Source organism: Sphaerisporangium siamense (assembly GCF_014205275.1).
Lineage (GTDB): Bacteria > Actinomycetota > Actinomycetes > Streptosporangiales > Streptosporangiaceae > Sphaerisporangium > Sphaerisporangium siamense.
Map to the genome: position 1 here is coordinate 4451689 of NZ_JACHND010000001.1, position 14844 is coordinate 4466532.

Genomic DNA, 14844 nt, shown 5'->3' on the forward strand with positions numbered 1-14844 from the left:
CGCCTAGTAGTGCTTTGTTAGGTCGGCGTGTCGCGGGGTGCTGTGGCGGTGCGGGTAGTTTCATGCTGCGGTGACCCCTCATGAGCTTTCGGTTGTGCGGCAACGTCTTGAGGCGTTCGCGGCGGAGATGTTCGCGCCTTTGGCCCGCTCGGATCAGCGGGCCAAGGGGCTGACGTATGTGCGTGGGTTGCTGCTGGAGGGGCGGCGTAAGTCGATGCAGCCGATGGCCGAGCGGCTGGGGGTGGATCACCAAGGGTTGCAGCAGTTCGTGACCACCTCGACGTGGGACACCGGGGCGGTGCGGGCCAGGGTGGCCCGCCGGGCGGTCGAGGTGGTGGGACCGGTGGCGTGGGTGGTCGACGACACGGGTTTCCCTAAGGACGGCACGGGCTCGCCGTGTGTGGCCCGGCAGTACTCCGGCACGTTGGGGAAGGTGGCGAACTGCCAGATCGGGGTGAGTGTCCACGCGGTCACCGACACCGCCTCCTGCCCGCTGGATTGGCGGCTGTTCGTTCCGGCGTCATGGGATGACCAGGCCGCCGGCGCCGAAACCCGTCCGCAGGTCCTCGCCCGGCGGGGCCGTTGCGGGATTGCCGAGGATGAGCATCACCGTCCCAAGTGGATGATGGCGGTGGAGATGCTCGATGCCCTGGCCGAAGCGGGGGTGCGGCCACCGCTGGTGGCCGCGGACGCCGGCTACGGCGACAACAGCCGGTTCCGCAGCGCCTTGGACGAACGCGGGATCGGGTACGTCGTGCAGGTCAAGGGTGACGCTCTGGCCCACGCTGCTGAGGTGGTGCCGGTCGAGCGGGTCTGGCCGGGGCGTGGCCGGCCCCCGGTCCGGACCGGCCTGCGTTACCCGGGTACCGCGGTGAGCCTGGCCGAGCACGTCCAGGCCGCCGGCCGGGCCGCTACGGTGCCGATCACCTGGCGGGAGGGCTCCAAAGGGATCATGAGCTCTGAGTTCGTCTTTCTGCGGGTGCGCCCGGCCGGGCACCGGGTCGCCCGTGACAGCGACGGCACTCTGCCGGAGCGGTGGCTGATCGCCCAGTGGCCCGAACAGGAGGACGAGCCGGTCAAGTACTGGCTGTCCAGTCTGCCCGCCGGCACCGATCTGGCCGACCTGGTCCGGCTGGGAAAGATCCGCTGGCGGATCGAACACGACTACCGCGAACTCAAGACCGGCCTTGGACTCGACCACTTCGAGGGCCGCTCCTGGACCGGCTGGCACCGCCACGTCACCCTGGTCACCGCCGCACACCTGTTCATCACCATGCTGCGCCTGGACCCAAAAGCGGCTGCGCCGGCCTGACCCTCTACAAGGTCATCCGCGAGCTGCAGCTACTGCTCGCGACCTGGACCGGCGCATGCCCCACCTGCCACCGCTCACTGAAACGATTACGCCGCAACAGCCATCAACAGACCTAACAAAGCACTACTAGGGCCTGTTTCGAAGTCCGCTGTGTGACGGCGTGTCATGTCCGGACATGCAGTGAGGTCTCCGATAGAAGGTTGATCGACCAAGAAGAACCTTCACACCGGAGACCTCGTGGCCACCTTAGCGGTGACGAGGCGGTTTGACCTGACCGATGCGCAATGGGCACGCCTGGAGCCGCTGCTGCCCGCGCCAAGGAGATCAGGACGGCCGTCGAAGTGGAGCAAGCGGCAGCTCATCGATGGGATCCGCTGGCGGGCACGGGTGGGAGCGCCCTGGCGGGATGTGCCGGAGTGTTACGGCTCCTGGCAGGCGGTGTACGGGTTGTTTCGCCGCTGGCAGCGTTCCGGCGCCTGGTACGGCATCGTGACCGGCCTGCAGGCGATGGCCGATGCCGCACAGCTGATCGGCTGGCAGGTCGGGGTGGACTCCACGATCGTGCGTGCGCACCAGCACGCGGCCGGTGCTCGCAAGGATGCGACGTTGCAGGCCGAACCGCCTGGCGGGGTGCGGACCGAGCCGGCCGATCACGCTCTGGGGCGCTCGCGGGGCGGGTTGTCGACCAAGCTGCACCTGGCGTGTGAGCGGGGCCGAAGGTTGCTGTCGCTGGTGGTGACGGCCGGGCAACGCGGGGATGCACCGCAGTTCGACGCGGTCATGGCCGGGATCGGCGTGTCCCGGCCGGGACCGGGGCGGCCTCGTACCCGGCCCGATGTGGTGCTGGCCGACAAGGCGTACTCATCGCGGGCGATCCGTGCTCACTTGCGCCGGCGCCGGATCGGGTGCGTCATCCCTGAGCCTGCCGACCGGATCGCCGCCCGGCTGCGGCGCGGCAGCCGCGGCGGCCGTCCTCCACAGTTCGACCCGGCGCTCTACCGCGCCCGCCACGCCGTGGAATGCGGCATCAACCTGCTCAAACGCAACCGTGCCATCGCAACCAGGTACGACAAACTCGCCGTCCGCTACGAGGCCACCGCCCACATCGCCGCCATCAACGACTGGCTCACCTGTCTTCGAAACACGCCCTAGCCGGACGCGCCGGGCCTCCAGGAGGGCCTGGCCCTTACGCATCAGCTCATGGACACTCTGCTTGGTGATGCCGAGCATCCGGACGATGTCGCCGAGGGTGTAAACCCCACCCTCCTTCGCGGCGCGGGCTGCGCGCGCCAGGGCGCGCAGCTTGGTCGCACGCAGGTGCTCAGCGAGCTCGTCGAAGTAGACGAGATTGCTCGGGTCGGCCGCGGCGTGATCCTCCAACCTGTTGAAGAACCGCGCCAGGTTGGCCGCGAGCTCGGCGGGCTCGGTGACGCGCTTCTCACGCTGGGGGACCCCGGACATCACTGCCCGCCCGGAGGAAGAGCGCGGCGCCGCGCCGAGCCCGCGGCGCGCCGACGCGCAGGGACGTCCACCCGCTCGGCCTGGACGCGTTGCGGAGCGGCCGGGCGGGCGAGCATCAGCTCGAACACCACCCTGCCGCCGCCGTTTCGGTGACCGAGCCGCGTAGGGCTGCCCACGATCAGATCGGGGCAGGAGCGCAGCCAGGCGAGGGCGACCTCCAGGACGGCGTCGACCTCCTCCGCGTCGTCGCCCATCATGCGGACCTGAGGCATGCCGTCACCTCCAGCCGGAGGTCAGGCCCGGCCTGACCGTTGATCGGCGCACGGCGCGTAGCCGGGGTGAGGACGCCGGACGTCGATGACTCTGCGCGGAGATGCCCGACGCGGACGGCGTAGCCGGTGATCGCCGCAGCGACGTCGTCAGCGGTGGCGGGGCGTTCGGCGGCGATGACGGCAAGATGGGTGAGAGCGTCCTGGGCGGCGGCGAACTGAGCGCGGCCAGAGGGCGGGGCGAACAGCGCGGGCAGGGCGTCCAGCACCCTGGCAAGGTGCCCGAGTTCCGCGCTGGGCGGGAGGCCGGTGGGGAGCATGCGGGGATCCTTCTCGCAGACGATGGTCTGTCGAGAGATATGTCTAATGCCAATAGAGCAACGTCTCCGCCGTCAGGTCCTCGGCCAGGGCCCGCTGCCCGCAGCGGGACAGCAGGTAGCCGTAGACCTGGGGCAACGCCGCGTCGTACAACGCGAGCAGCGCGGCTCCCGGGTCCGGTTCCACTCCCGCCGGTAGGTTCACATCCCCTTCATCGCCCGGGAGCCCTCCACTCCGACGGGGGGAACGGAAAAATCTCCTCCCGGGGCTAGACCGAGAAGGTCCGCCTGGAGGAGGGGGTGCGGCGGGAGAGCGTCGCGCCGAGGGCGATCATGACGATGCCGAGGAAGAAGTGCAGCCAGTTGTCGGCCGTGTTGACCGGGATGGCGTTGACGGGGCTGTTCTGGTCGATGATCAGCCCGTAGATCCACCAGAGCAGGGCCAGGACGCCGCCCCACACCAGGTAGGCGCGGGCTCCCGCCCAGGTCCGCGCCAGGGTGACGCCCGCGACGCCGAACAGCAGATGGATGAAGTTGTGCAGGACCGAGACCTGGAACACGCCGAACAGGAAAGCGGTGGATCGGTACCCGGCCCAGCCCATGGACCCGTAGTCGGTGGTGATCCCGGGGATGAACCCGAGGATCCCCAACGCGAGGAAGACGAGTCCGATGAGGAACGCGGCCATCTGCAGCGGCGTCCTCGTCATCTCACGCGTGCGCGCTCCCATGATCCCTCCTCCCACGGCCGCGCCGTCGCGCCCGTGGCCTTCTGTGGTTCGCATGTCTCATGGCCCGTCGCGAACCGCGTGCAGGGCAAGCGCCGCCCCGGCCGCCGCGGAGGTCACGTGCGGGTGCGGACGGTGTGCATCCGGATCGTCGCGGGCAGCCGCTCGATCTCCAGGGACCGCCGCAGCCGTCCGACCGCCCCGCTGATCCCCTGGCGCGCGGCGGCGGGGTCGGCCCGGTCGGGGATCACGACGGCGAGCGCAAGGCGCGGGTCGTCCGCGGACCCCGACAGCGACGCGCGCACCCGTTCCCCCGGCAGGCTCTCGATCAGGTCCTCCTCCAGCGCCCCGGCGGCGGCCCCCGCCGACAGGCGCGTGGCGCCGTGGGCCCGGTCGGGTTCCAGGTCGAGGGTGCGCAGCGTACCCCTGCGCCCCTGCGCCACCAGCCAGCGCAGCGCCGGCAGGGCGACGATGAGCGAGATCACGATGACCGCGGGCCAGACCCACGGCCGGCCCGCCGGATAGGTGGCGACCTCGGGCGGGATCAGCGGCGCGCTCGGCGGGCCGAGCAGCCCGAGCGCGCGCACCAGGCACACGGCTCCGGCGCAGGCGAGCAGAAGCCCCACGATCACCAGGCCGACGCGGTTGACGGCGGCGGGCGGTTGTCTCACCTGATCATCCCTCTTTCCGTCTGACGTCGACGTGGACCCGCAGGGGACGCAGCGGCCTGAGCTCGTCCAGCCTGTCCCCGACGGCCTCGGTGACCTCGCCGGGCAGGCCGGCCGGCTCGCGCAGCGGCGTCGTGGCGTTCACGCGGACCGCGTGTCGGCCCACCCGCACGCGAGCGCGCGAGACGCCGTCGACGCCCTCGGCGACCGTGGCGAGGTGGCGGCGCAGCCCTCCCCGGGTGATGGCGGTGACCGTCATCGGGTCGTCCGGCGCGAGCGGCACGACCCGCGCCCTGCCGGGCACGAACGCCAGCCCCAGCAGGAACAGGCCGAGCGCGAGCGCTCCGCTCGCCGCCGCCAGGTGCCCGGGGTCGTCCACGGGGCCGGCGGCGAAGTCGGCGAGCCAGGACCACGGCGGCATCCGCATGTCCGTGCCCGTCGCGGCCGAGACCGCGCCGGCCAGCGTGAGGAGCGCGGCCAGGCTGAGCAGCAGCGCGGTGACGGTGGCGGAGATCGCCCGCCGGGGACGGAACGCCCGCGCCGCCGCGCGCCGGGCGACGCCGTGCCGCACGGGCGGCTCCTCGGCCGGGCCTTCCGGGAATTCGGGCGCGGACGACGGCTCGGGCCCGGAGGCCGTCGGGTCGCCGGGCGAGGTCCCGTGGCCGGCTGAGGAGCCGGTGGCGTCGCCGGGCGAAGCCTGGCCGGTCCAGGAGCCGGCGGGCTCGTCGGGTGAGGTCCCGTGGCCGGGCCAGGGGGCCGTGGGGTCGCCGGGCGTGGTCACCGCAGCCGCCTTTCGCGCGGCGGCGGGCCGATCAGCCGGGTGACCTCGATGTCCACCTGCCTGGCCTCCAGGCCGGTCAGCTCGCGGACCCGGGCCATGACGTTGTCGCGCACCCGCCGCGCGAGGTCGCGCACCGGCGTGGGGTAGGTCGCCGACATCGCCACCTTCACGATCGCCACCTGGCCCTCCGCGTGCGCGGTCACCCGCGGCGCCACGTCGTGGGAGTCCCGGCCGAGGGGCACGCCGAGCACGCGGGGGGCGACGCCGCCCACGTCCTCCACCTCGGCGACCGCGTGCGCGGCGACCTGCTCCAGCACGCGGTCGGCGATGTCGGTGCGTCCCCGAGTCTCGGGCGTGGCCAGGCCGCCGTACGGGGCCGTGGTGCTCATGTGCGTCTCCGGCCGCGCAGGCCGCTCACCTCGAGATCGCCGCTCAGCGCGCGGCCGACCACGTAGCCCGCCACGCCGAGGACGAGCACGATGACGAACGCCGCCCAACCTCCCACGATCGCGGCGAACCCCAAGGCGGTGCCGAACACCAGGCCGATCGCCGGCCACCAGCGGGTTTCATCCATTTCCGTCACCTTCCCCCGTCGATCTCGACGGCGCGTCCTCGTCCCCTGCGGTGGCGATGTCGTCCACGCGCACGTCCACCGGGACTCCGGGCACCAGCGGCCCGACGGCCGCGCGCACCTCGTCCGCGATCTCCGGTATCGGCCTGCCGTACCGCGCGACGACGGTGATCTCGACCCCGGTGTCGCGCACCGCGACCCCGGCGGGCCCGCGACCGAGGTGGAGGCCCCCGGCCAGCGAGGCGATGCCCGGGCAGCCGGTCACCGCCTGGGCGATCCGGTCCTCCAGCCGCTCAGGAGCGCCGGTCCGGCCGGCGGTGGAGGTCATCGGACCCGGGCCTCCTGGGGCTCCTCGGCCTCCTCGCCGGGCAGGTGCAGATCCTGGACGGCGATGTTGACCTCGGTGACCTCCAGCCCGCACAGCTTCTGGATGGCCTCGATGACGTTGCGGCGGGTTCCCGCGGCCATGTCCGGGATCGGGACCCCGTACTCGGCGATGATGTCGAGGTCGACCGCCGCCTGGCGCTCGCCCACCTCGACGGTCACCCCTTGCGTGCTCCCGGGGGCGCCGGTGAGCCGCTCCCGTACGGCGCCGATGGCCCGGGTCATTCCCGCGCCCATCGCGTACACGCCGGAGATCTCACGGGCGGCCATCGCCGCGATCTTGGCGACCACCGTCTCGGCGATCGTGGTCCTGCCGCGCTCGCTCGCCAGCTCCGCGGAGCCGCGGCTCGCCCCGGTGGTCGTCGTGGTGGTCTCGCTCCTTTGTGCGCTCACCTCGTTGTCCTCCGTTCCAGCAGGTCGCCCTGCGTCGGCGAATAGGAAGGCACAACCGGCGTAATGAGGAGATACCCCCACGAAGGGTAATTTAAGGGCATTTTATGCCCCAATGTCGGTTTTCCTGGGCGGTGTGCGGAGGGTCAGGCCCCGGAGGCCACCGGGTCCTCCCACCGGCCCATCAGGTCCCGGTACAGCGGCGAGGCGGCGATCATCTCCTCGTGCGTGCCCACCTGGGCGCGGACGCCGTCCATCACCAGCACCCGCCGGGCCCGCAGCGCCGAGGTGAGCCGGTGCGCGATGACGATCAGCGTCCCCTCGCGCGCGGCGAACGCCTCCTCCGCCCGCGCCTCGGCGGCCGGATCGAGGTGGCAGGTGGCCTCGTCCAGCAGGATCAGCCGCGCCGGCGACAGGTAGGCGCGGGTCAGCGCGATGAGCTGCCGCTCGCCCGAGGACAGCTCGGACGGCTCCACCATCGCGTCGTACCCGCCGATCCGCGCGGCCAGCTCCGCCATGCCGACCGCGTCCACCGCCTTGTCCACCTCCGACGGCGAACGCCCCGGCGCCAGGTACGTCAGGTTCTCGCCGAGCGTACCCCGGAAGACATACGCCTCCTGCGGGATCAGCACCCGCGCCGCGCTCAGCGCGGGGCCGGACAGGCTCGTCACGGGAACGCCGCCGATCAGCACCTGCCCGTCGTGCGGCCGGAGCAGACCGGCCGCCAGGGCCGCGACCGTGGACTTGCCGATACCGCTCGGGCCGACGACCGCCAGATGGTCCCCCTCGCGCACGGCGAGGCTCAGGTCCGAGACCACCGGCTCGGCCGCGGGACCGTAGGCGAACGTCACCCGGCGCAGCCGCAGCAGCGCACTGCGGGGCGCCGTGTCCGGGCCGCCCGCCGTGAGCGTTTTCCGCGGCGCGGGCCCCATGGACAGGATGCGTTCCAGGGCCACCACCAGCCGCACGCCGTTCACCCCGACCCCCTGGACCAGGCCGCCGAGCGCGGGCGTCAGCGACTGGGCCACGTACGTCAGCGTGCCGAGGATGACCCCGGCAGTGGCGCCGTCGCGCACGAGGGCCGGCGTGGCGACCAGGACCATCAGGATGGGCAGCCACCCGCCGATGGCGAGCGAGAGCGTGCGCGCGGCGGTGAGCCGGGCGAGCGCCTTGGCCACCTCCGCCTGGCGCGTCACGTCCCGTCCGACCACGGCGGCGGCACGGTCCTCCGCGCCGCACGCCGTGACGTCGCGCAGCGCGTCCACCATCGCCGCCACCGAGGACGCGGTGCCCTCCTCGGCCAGGATCAGCCGCCGCTGCAGCCGCGCCATGGCCGGGAGCGACGCGGAGAACAGCGCGAGCCCGGCGGCCAGCGGCAGCAGCACCAGCGGCAGCACCGCGTCCATCAGCGTGAGCACCCCCACCAGCACGCCCGTCACCGAGAACAGGAACGACCTGCTCACCGCGATCACGGCGGCGAAGGAGTCGCGGGCGAGCTCGACCTGGCGGCCGAGCCTGGCCAGCGCGGCGCTGTCCGGGCGCAGGCCCGAGGCGGCGGTGCGGTACAGCGTGCCCGCCACGACCCGGCGCAGCAGCGTGTCGCGGAACGGCTCGACGATCGCCGCGATGGCCAGCAGCACCTGGCGGGCGCCGAGCGCGGCGGCCAGCCACGCGGCGGCCATCAGGCCCAGCCACGCCAGGCCCGTCCCCGGGCGGCCCGCCGAGAAGCCGTCGTCCAGCGCGTGCGCGAGGGCCTGGCCGGACAGGAACGCGGGCGCCGCCTCGGCGAGCGACCAGGCGAACAGCCGCACCAGGACGCCCGGCCGCCGCCGCGCCGCCCCCCACAACAGCCGCCGCGCCTCCGTCCGCGTACCCTGTCGCGCGGCCTCCGTCCGCGTGCCGCCCGGCCGTCCCGCGCGCGCGCCCTCTCGCTGTCCCGTCCGGCGGAGGGTCATCGCGGCTCCGCCGCCGGGGAGGGTGCGGCGGAAGGTGCCGCGGAAGCCGGGGTGGAAGGCGCCGGTGGAGGTACCGGGGAGGACGCCGGGGAAGGCGCTGGAGGAGACGTAGGAGAGGGTGCCGGTGACGCCGTCGGGGAGGAGGCCGGCGGCGTCACCGGCGGGGAATGCCGCGGTGCCAGGGAGTCGTGTGGCACGCGCGGTGTGGATTCGAGGCCGTGTCCGCCCTGGTCCGTCGCCTGGCCCTGGTCCGTCGCCTTGTCCGTGACCTGTCCCGCGACCTGTCCCGCCACTTGTCCCGCTACCTGGAACACGGCGCGGTAACGCGCGTCGCGCCACAGCACCTCGTGCGTGCCGCGCCCGCGGATCCGCCCGTCCTCCAGCCAGACCACCAGGTCCGCGCGGGCGGCCGTGGCCGCGCGGTGGGCGACGATCAGCCGGGTGCGGTCGCGCAGCTCCTCGGTCAGCGCCCGCGCGACCTGGTACTCGGTCACGGTGTCCAGGCTGGAGGTGGCGTCGTCCAGGATCAGCAGCCGCCCGCCGTGGGCGAAGGCGCGGGCGAGCCCCACCCGCTGGCGTTCGCCGCCCGACATGGGCGCCTCCTCGACCGGCGTGTCATAGGCCCGGGGCAGCCTGCGGATGAACGCGTCCGCCGCGGCGGCCTCGCCGGCGGCCCTGACCGCCTCGTCGGACCCGCCGGGCGCGATGGCCTCGCGCAGGGTGTGGCCGAACAGCACAGGGCGCTCGAACGCGTAGCCGGCCGCCCCGCGCAGCGCGGCGCGGGAGAGCCGGGGGAGCGGGACCCCGTCGAGCAGGACCTCGCCGCGGTCGGGGTCGAGCAGGCGCCCGGCGACGGCCGCCAGCGCCGACTTCCCGCTGCCCGACCTGCCCACCACCGCCAGCGCGGCCCCTCCCGGCACGGTGAGGTCGATGTCGCGCAGCACCGGCCGCCCGTCGGCGTACGCGCTGACGCCGCGTAGCTCCAGGCGCCCGCGTTCGGCCCCCGCGCCGGGCGGCTCCTCGTGCCCGTAGGTGGGGGCGGGCAGGTCGAGGACCTGGCGCACCCGCCGCGCCGCCGAGCGGGCGCGGGCGAGCCGGTTCAGGTAGCCGAGCGCCGAGCCGATGCCCGCGCCGAGCACCGCGTACCGGGCCGCGGCGAACAGCTCGCCCACGGTGAGCGCCCCGGCCGCCAGGCGCAGGCCGCCGACGCCGATCACGGCGGTCTCCAGCAGGGGGACGACGATGGCGGCCTGCACGCCCGCGCGGGCGTTCACCCGCCACACGGCCATGCCGAATCCGCGCAGGCGGGTCAGGGGCGCGAGGACGCGGCGCACCTCCTGCTCCTCGGTCCCGGCGGCGGCGATGGTGCGCGCGCCCGCCAGCGCGTCGATGAGCCGGGAGGCGATGTCGCTCTGGGCCTCCTGGTAGCCGGAGGAGACGGCGGTGGTCTCGCGCAGGAAGGCGCGCAGGACGAGCAGGATCACGGTGAGGCCCGCGGCGAACGCCACCGCGAGCCAGGGGTCGATGAGCGCCAGCGCGACCAGAGACCCGGCGGCCGGCACGAGCAGGGAGACGGCCGTGATCACGGCCTCAGGGGCGGCGCCGACCTCCTCGGCGTTGGTCCCGGCCCGGGTGACCAGGTCGCCCGCGGGGTGCCGGCGGGACATCGCGGGCCCGACGGCGAGAATGTGGCGGACCACGCGCTCGCGCAGCAGTCGCGCGGCCTGCGCGCCGCCGGATCCCGAGGCGAGGACCGCCACCGCGTCGCAGGCGACGACCGTGGCGACGAGCGAGGCGCACAGCACGAGGACGCCGGTGGGGTCGCCGGAGGGGGAGACGAGGACGTCGACGGCCCGGCCGAGCGCGCCGGGGAGCATGAGCTCGACCACGGCGCCGGCCAGCGCGGTCGCGGCGTAGATGTAGGGCCAGGCGCCGCTGCGGCGCACCATCTCCAGCAGGAGTCCGTCGGCGCCGCGGTCCGGTTTCGCGGCCCCCGCCACGGGAGCCGCCGCCGCGTCGTCGTCCCCGGTGGCGGCGAGGTGTTCCCGGGTGCCGGTCGTCCGGTGGCCCGCCGCCGGGGTCTCCGACATGGCAAAGGTTTCCCTTCCGATGGTTCCGGGAATGGACCAGCCTGGAGCGGCCGGGTCAGGGCCGCCCCAGGCGAGAGGTCACTCGTTCAGGTACCGCGGAGTCAGTTGCCGCAGAGGATGCTGAGGCTGCTGTTCTCGTGCGGGGTGCAACCGACCAGGCTCAGGCTGCTGCCGCCGCCGCCGTGGCCGCCGCCGCCGGGAAGCTCCATGTCCTGCAGGTCGAGAAGCGCCATGGGGATCACGCCCTTTCTTTTCGCCGGATTTCGGGGTACCGCTGGGAACTTCTGAGAGATGTCAGTTGCCGCAGAGGATGCTGAGGCTGCTGTTCTCGTGCGGGGTGCAACCCAGGAGGCTCAGGCTGCTGCCGCCGCCGCCGTGGCCGCCGCCACCGGGCAGCTCCATGTCCTGAAGGTCCAGAAGCGCCATGTCATGTCACCTCCTTCCGCTTTCAGGAGGAACCGCCGTCCCGGCGGGCGTGCCGGGCGGGGAGATGAAGGGCAGGGTCACCGGCTGGTCGTGCAGCACGGCGCCCAGCGCGAGGACCACGCCGGCGGTACCGCTGCCGAGGTCCATCGAGAGCCGGAGCAACTGGTTGCCCGGGAAGGCCAGCCCGCCGCCGTAGGGCATCGCGTGCCAGGCCAGCCGCGCCACCTGGTCGGCCACCTCGGGGGAGTGGCGGTCGACGTCGGGGCGCAGGCCCGTGGCCAGCGCGGTGATCATGCCGGCGCGTCCGTTGAACAGGCCTGACTGGACGTAGTACCGGAGCGTCGCGACCGGCCCGATGTCGTGCAGGGCCTGCCGGAAGTCCGCGTTCTCGCGCCGTTCGAGGTAGTGGCGCAGGACCAGCCCGATGCCGGCCGAGCCCTCGTCCAGGTAGGGGTTGGTGCGCCAGCCCTGCTGGACCTGGAGCTGCCCGTCGTCGCGGTGGACGCACCGGCGCAGGTCCTGCCGCAGCGCCACCTCCGCGTGGTCGAGCAGCGCGGCGTCGCCCGTGGCGTCGTAGGCCCGCAGGAACAGCAGCGCCGGGCCCGCGGACCCGCGCATCAGCCCCGCGTGCGGGTGGGCGCCGCCGCTGATCTCGGGGACGCTCTCGACCGTGCCGAGCCGGTCGGCGACCAGGTCGACGATCCTGCCCGCGCCGTCGAGGATCTCGCGGTCCCCGGTCGCGCGGCCGAAGTGCAGCAGGTTCAGCCCGATTCCCGCCAGGCCCGAGTACAGGCTCTGGCCGAGCCGCTCCCACTTCTCGCGCAGGCACAGGGAGACGAGCTCCAGGGCGTCCTCGCGCCGGCCGATCGCGTCCAAGGCGTAGGCGACGCCGTGCAGGCCGTCCCAGAAGCCGAGACCGGTGCCGTGCTCGGGGGCGAAGGCCCGCTCGCGCAGCCAGCCCTCGTACTCGGGGAACCGCCCCGCCCCGGTCGCCGCGAGGGCGTACAGGACGCCGGCCGCTCCGCTGGCCAGGTTCAGCCCGCCGCCCGGCAGGAACTGCGTCGAATCGCCGGGGAACAGCCGGTCGTGGCGCTGGGGGGTCGCGGAGGCGAGGATCGCCCGGCGTGCGGCGTCCCTGAGCGAGGCCCAGGAGGCCCGGCCCGGCAGCGGCAGCTCGCGCATCGCCCGCGTGTCGGGCCGCTCCCCGACCGCGCTGACCGTGCCGGCCGTGTTCGCGGTGTTCGCGGTGTTCGTCGTGTTCGCGGTGTCGCCCGTGGTCTCCGGGGTGCCCGCCGGCGCGGCGCTCCGCTCCGGGCCGAGGATGGTCTCGACCGCCTCGTCGATGAATTCGCGCGGCACCGGGAAGGTCTCGCGCACCAGGTCGGCGAGGTGGACCACCTTGGCCCGGTGCAGGGGGATCAGCACCGTGGACATCGTGGCGAACAGGCTCAGGCGCATGCAGGCGAGCGAGTACTTGTCGGCCTCCACGCCGACCCGGTCGGGGGGAGGGCAGAAGCCGGGGTTGGCGAGCGTCGGCCGGGTGTTCTCCTCCGCCAGGCTGGCCACCTCGAAGTCGATGAGCACGGCCCGGTCGCCCTCGACCAGGACGTTGAAGGGGTGCAGGTCACCGAACACGACCCCGCGCTCGTGCAGGGAGGCGATGGCGCGCTCCACCTGGCCGAGCATCCTGAGCGCCCACTCGGTGTACTCCGCGGCGTCCTCGGGGGTGATCGCCGCGCGGATCAGCGGGTGGCGCCGCACCGACTCCTGGCTGAGCGTGGGGCCGTCCACGAACTCCTGGACCAGGAAGTGGTGGTCGCCGACGGTGAAGTAGTCGCGCATGCCCGGCACGGCGTCCAGCCCGTCGAGCCGGCGCAGCATGTCCGCCTCGTGCCGGAGGCGCGCCACGGCGTCGCGGCCGACCGCGTCGAGCCCGGCGTGCGGCCTGGCCTCCTTGAGCACCACCGTCTCGCCGGTGCGGGTGTCGGTCGCCTTGTAGACGCCGCCGCCGTTGGAGAAGTGCAGCACGCTCTCGATCGCGTACGGCAGGTCGGCCATGGTCACCGCGTTGCGGGCGGCGAGGTGGGGCTCCAGGAAGGCGGGCAGCGTGACCCAGGGCGGGGGTGAGAAGGAGGGGCCGCGGCGGTCGGGCACGAGGACGCCGTCGGGGTCCTCGATCGCCAGCACGCGGTCCAGGTTGGCGTTGAGGCAGAACCGCTCGGCGAAGCCGCCGTAGCGGACGAACAGGGGGCCCTCGCCGATGCGCAGGTCGCTCAGGATGTAGGGGCCGGTCACGCCGCGCAGGAGCTCGTCGAGTTCCTTGATCACCAGTTCGAGCTCGGCCTCGTCCAAGGGGTAGATCGTGACCAGCTTGCCGCTGCTGCCCCGGTCGGCGTACTTGGAGCTCTGCATCATCGCGACGCGCGGACCGCGCAGGAACTTGAAGCTGGTCCGCCGGCCGACGCAGTAGTCCCAGACGATGTCCAGCGTCTTCTCGGCGTCGGCCAGGCAGGAGGAGATGTGGATCTTCCAGCCCTGCGACGGCAGCGCTCTGTCCGCCGGCCCGTAGTGCAGCCACGTGTCCGTGACGCGGTGGTCCCACCCGGGAGGCACGGGCCTGCCGGCAATGGGGAAATCCGGATACTTGGCCCGCTGGTTGTCAAGGGTGTCGTAAAACAACGGATCCGCTTGGCAATAGACCTCGTACCGGGTGGTCACGTCTCACGCCCCTCTCTCTGCTCGATCGCTGGGATGAGAATTACGGATAACCCCAGCCATGGCTAGTGACGGTACCCATAGGTGTCATATGCGGATGTCACTATTGCATTAGTGATGACTGTCATAGTCAGCGGCAATGACCTGTGGTTTTACGAACTTCCGGACTCGTCAAGAAAGTTCAAGAAGATTTGTGGCTTGACCTGGTTTAAGGGCAAAAAATGACCTTGACCTGGGGTGACGCAAACCTGAACTTCTTTCGTATTCATCGAGTCATGCGGTGCGTCATGGCGAGCGTCGTTCGGTTCGGAGTGCCGTCGGCGGTTCGGGTCCGGCGTCGCGGGGACCCGGTGTTACAGGGCGGCGAACGCCTCGGCGAACCGAAGATTATTCGTACGTTTAACTGTGTTCGTGGGGGTATAGGGAGGGGTTCGGTCGCGCGGCAAAGACTCGCGCAGCCCGTGCCTTGGAGGTGGAATCGACGGTTTTCCGGGGTCTGCCCGAGGAGAGGAACCCTGCGAAAAGGGGGAGATCATGACCCAGGCAGATTTCATCCACGTGCAGAAGTACTTGTCGGGAGTGGACTATCCCGCGTCGAAGGACACCCTGCTCGAACACGCCAAGGCGCAGGGCGCGGACCAGGACGCGGTGAAGGCCCTGGAGCGGCTGCCCGACCGCGAGTACGACGGCCCGAGCGGCGTCAGCAAGGAACTCGCCCGGTAGGCCCGGGCGTCGCCCGGACGCCCAGGCCGTGCGGCTCCGGGCGTACAGGCACGTCGT

General features: G+C 72.7%; 18 protein-coding genes. 3 read left to right on the forward strand and 15 right to left on the reverse strand.

The features are described from left to right. Nucleotides 1–70 precede the first annotated feature (70 nt). Together BJ982_RS20660 and BJ982_RS20665 are read left to right on the forward strand one after the other, a co-directional pair. Nucleotides 71–1312: an IS701 family transposase gene (locus BJ982_RS20660; RefSeq protein ID WP_184875953.1), complete on the forward strand. Its 1242-nt coding sequence runs from the start codon at nucleotides 71–73 to the stop codon at nucleotides 1310–1312. A 252-nt stretch (nucleotides 1313–1564) separates the two neighbouring features. Further along, entirely contained in the window at nucleotides 1565–2464 is a 900-nt protein-coding gene (locus BJ982_RS20665) for an IS5 family transposase (RefSeq protein WP_311772216.1), read from the forward strand. A gap of 308 nt (nucleotides 2465–2772) precedes the next feature. On the opposite strand, the gene BJ982_RS20670 is transcribed toward BJ982_RS20665, so the two are convergent. From BJ982_RS20670 to lanKC, 15 genes are all read right to left on the reverse strand, one after another. Beyond that, the gene (locus BJ982_RS20670; protein ID WP_184882497.1) at nucleotides 2773–3045 is read right to left on the reverse strand and encodes a hypothetical protein; all 273 of its coding nucleotides are present in this window, start codon (nucleotides 3043–3045) and stop codon (nucleotides 2773–2775) included. Next, on the reverse strand, nucleotides 3027–3362 hold the full coding sequence (locus BJ982_RS20675) for a hypothetical protein (RefSeq protein ID WP_184882499.1): 336 nt from the start codon (nucleotides 3360–3362) through the stop codon (nucleotides 3027–3029). Before BJ982_RS20675 ends, BJ982_RS20670 begins: the two co-directional genes overlap by 19 nt. Before the next feature lie 43 nt (nucleotides 3363–3405). Next, nucleotides 3406–3564 carry a sigma factor gene (locus BJ982_RS20680; protein ID WP_203958931.1) on the reverse strand — a complete coding sequence of 53 codons (159 nt, stop codon included), beginning with the start codon at nucleotides 3562–3564 and terminating at the stop codon, nucleotides 3406–3408. Nucleotides 3565–3628: 64 nt separating this feature from the next. Beyond that, complete coding sequence (locus BJ982_RS20685; RefSeq protein WP_203958930.1) at nucleotides 3629–4087, reverse strand: DUF4383 domain-containing protein; 459 nt, start codon at nucleotides 4085–4087, stop codon at nucleotides 3629–3631. A 113-nt stretch (nucleotides 4088–4200) separates the two neighbouring features. Then, on the reverse strand, nucleotides 4201–4755 hold the full coding sequence (locus tag BJ982_RS20690) for an alkaline shock response membrane anchor protein AmaP (protein WP_184882501.1): 555 nt from the start codon (nucleotides 4753–4755) through the stop codon (nucleotides 4201–4203). Nucleotides 4756–4759: 4 nt separating this feature from the next. Next, nucleotides 4760–5533: a DUF6286 domain-containing protein gene (locus BJ982_RS40515; protein ID WP_184882503.1), complete on the reverse strand. Its 774-nt coding sequence runs from the start codon at nucleotides 5531–5533 to the stop codon at nucleotides 4760–4762. After that, complete coding sequence (locus tag BJ982_RS20700; protein ID WP_184882505.1) at nucleotides 5530–5922, reverse strand: Asp23/Gls24 family envelope stress response protein; 393 nt, start codon at nucleotides 5920–5922, stop codon at nucleotides 5530–5532. The genes BJ982_RS40515 and BJ982_RS20700 overlap by 4 nt, the downstream gene beginning before the upstream one ends. Continuing rightward, nucleotides 5919–6107, reverse strand: coding sequence for a hypothetical protein (locus tag BJ982_RS20705; protein WP_184882507.1), 189 nt, complete (start codon nucleotides 6105–6107; stop codon nucleotides 5919–5921). The genes BJ982_RS20700 and BJ982_RS20705 overlap by 4 nt, the downstream gene beginning before the upstream one ends. After that, on the reverse strand, nucleotides 6100–6432 hold the full coding sequence (locus BJ982_RS20710) for an Asp23/Gls24 family envelope stress response protein (protein WP_184882509.1): 333 nt from the start codon (nucleotides 6430–6432) through the stop codon (nucleotides 6100–6102). Before BJ982_RS20710 ends, BJ982_RS20705 begins: the two co-directional genes overlap by 8 nt. Continuing rightward, nucleotides 6429–6881 (reverse strand): Asp23/Gls24 family envelope stress response protein, encoded by a 453-nt coding sequence (locus BJ982_RS20715; RefSeq protein WP_184882511.1) that lies wholly within the window; start codon nucleotides 6879–6881, stop codon nucleotides 6429–6431. The genes BJ982_RS20710 and BJ982_RS20715 overlap by 4 nt, the downstream gene beginning before the upstream one ends. A gap of 143 nt (nucleotides 6882–7024) precedes the next feature. Beyond that, nucleotides 7025–8689 (reverse strand): ATP-binding cassette domain-containing protein, encoded by a 1665-nt coding sequence (locus BJ982_RS20720; protein WP_445009393.1) that lies wholly within the window; start codon nucleotides 8687–8689, stop codon nucleotides 7025–7027. Nucleotides 8690–8829: 140 nt separating this feature from the next. Next, the gene (locus BJ982_RS20725; protein WP_239122826.1) at nucleotides 8830–10923 is read right to left on the reverse strand and encodes an ABC transporter ATP-binding protein; all 2094 of its coding nucleotides are present in this window, start codon (nucleotides 10921–10923) and stop codon (nucleotides 8830–8832) included. 101 nt (nucleotides 10924–11024) lie between these two features. Continuing rightward, the gene (locus BJ982_RS20730) at nucleotides 11025–11156 is read right to left on the reverse strand and encodes a SapB/AmfS family lanthipeptide (protein ID WP_184882515.1); all 132 of its coding nucleotides are present in this window, start codon (nucleotides 11154–11156) and stop codon (nucleotides 11025–11027) included. A 61-nt stretch (nucleotides 11157–11217) separates the two neighbouring features. Beyond that, nucleotides 11218–11349 carry a SapB/AmfS family lanthipeptide gene (locus BJ982_RS20735; RefSeq protein WP_184616784.1) on the reverse strand — a complete coding sequence of 44 codons (132 nt, stop codon included), beginning with the start codon at nucleotides 11347–11349 and terminating at the stop codon, nucleotides 11218–11220. Nucleotides 11350–11355: 6 nt separating this feature from the next. Then, nucleotides 11356–14067 (reverse strand): class III lanthionine synthetase LanKC, encoded by a 2712-nt coding sequence (gene lanKC / locus BJ982_RS20740; protein ID WP_184882517.1) that lies wholly within the window; start codon nucleotides 14065–14067, stop codon nucleotides 11356–11358. 531 nt (nucleotides 14068–14598) lie between these two features. On the opposite strand from lanKC, the gene BJ982_RS20745 reads away from it, so the two are divergent. Beyond that, nucleotides 14599–14787: a DUF2795 domain-containing protein gene (locus BJ982_RS20745; protein WP_184882519.1), complete on the forward strand. Its 189-nt coding sequence runs from the start codon at nucleotides 14599–14601 to the stop codon at nucleotides 14785–14787. The last annotated feature ends 57 nt before the right edge of the window (nucleotides 14788–14844 follow it).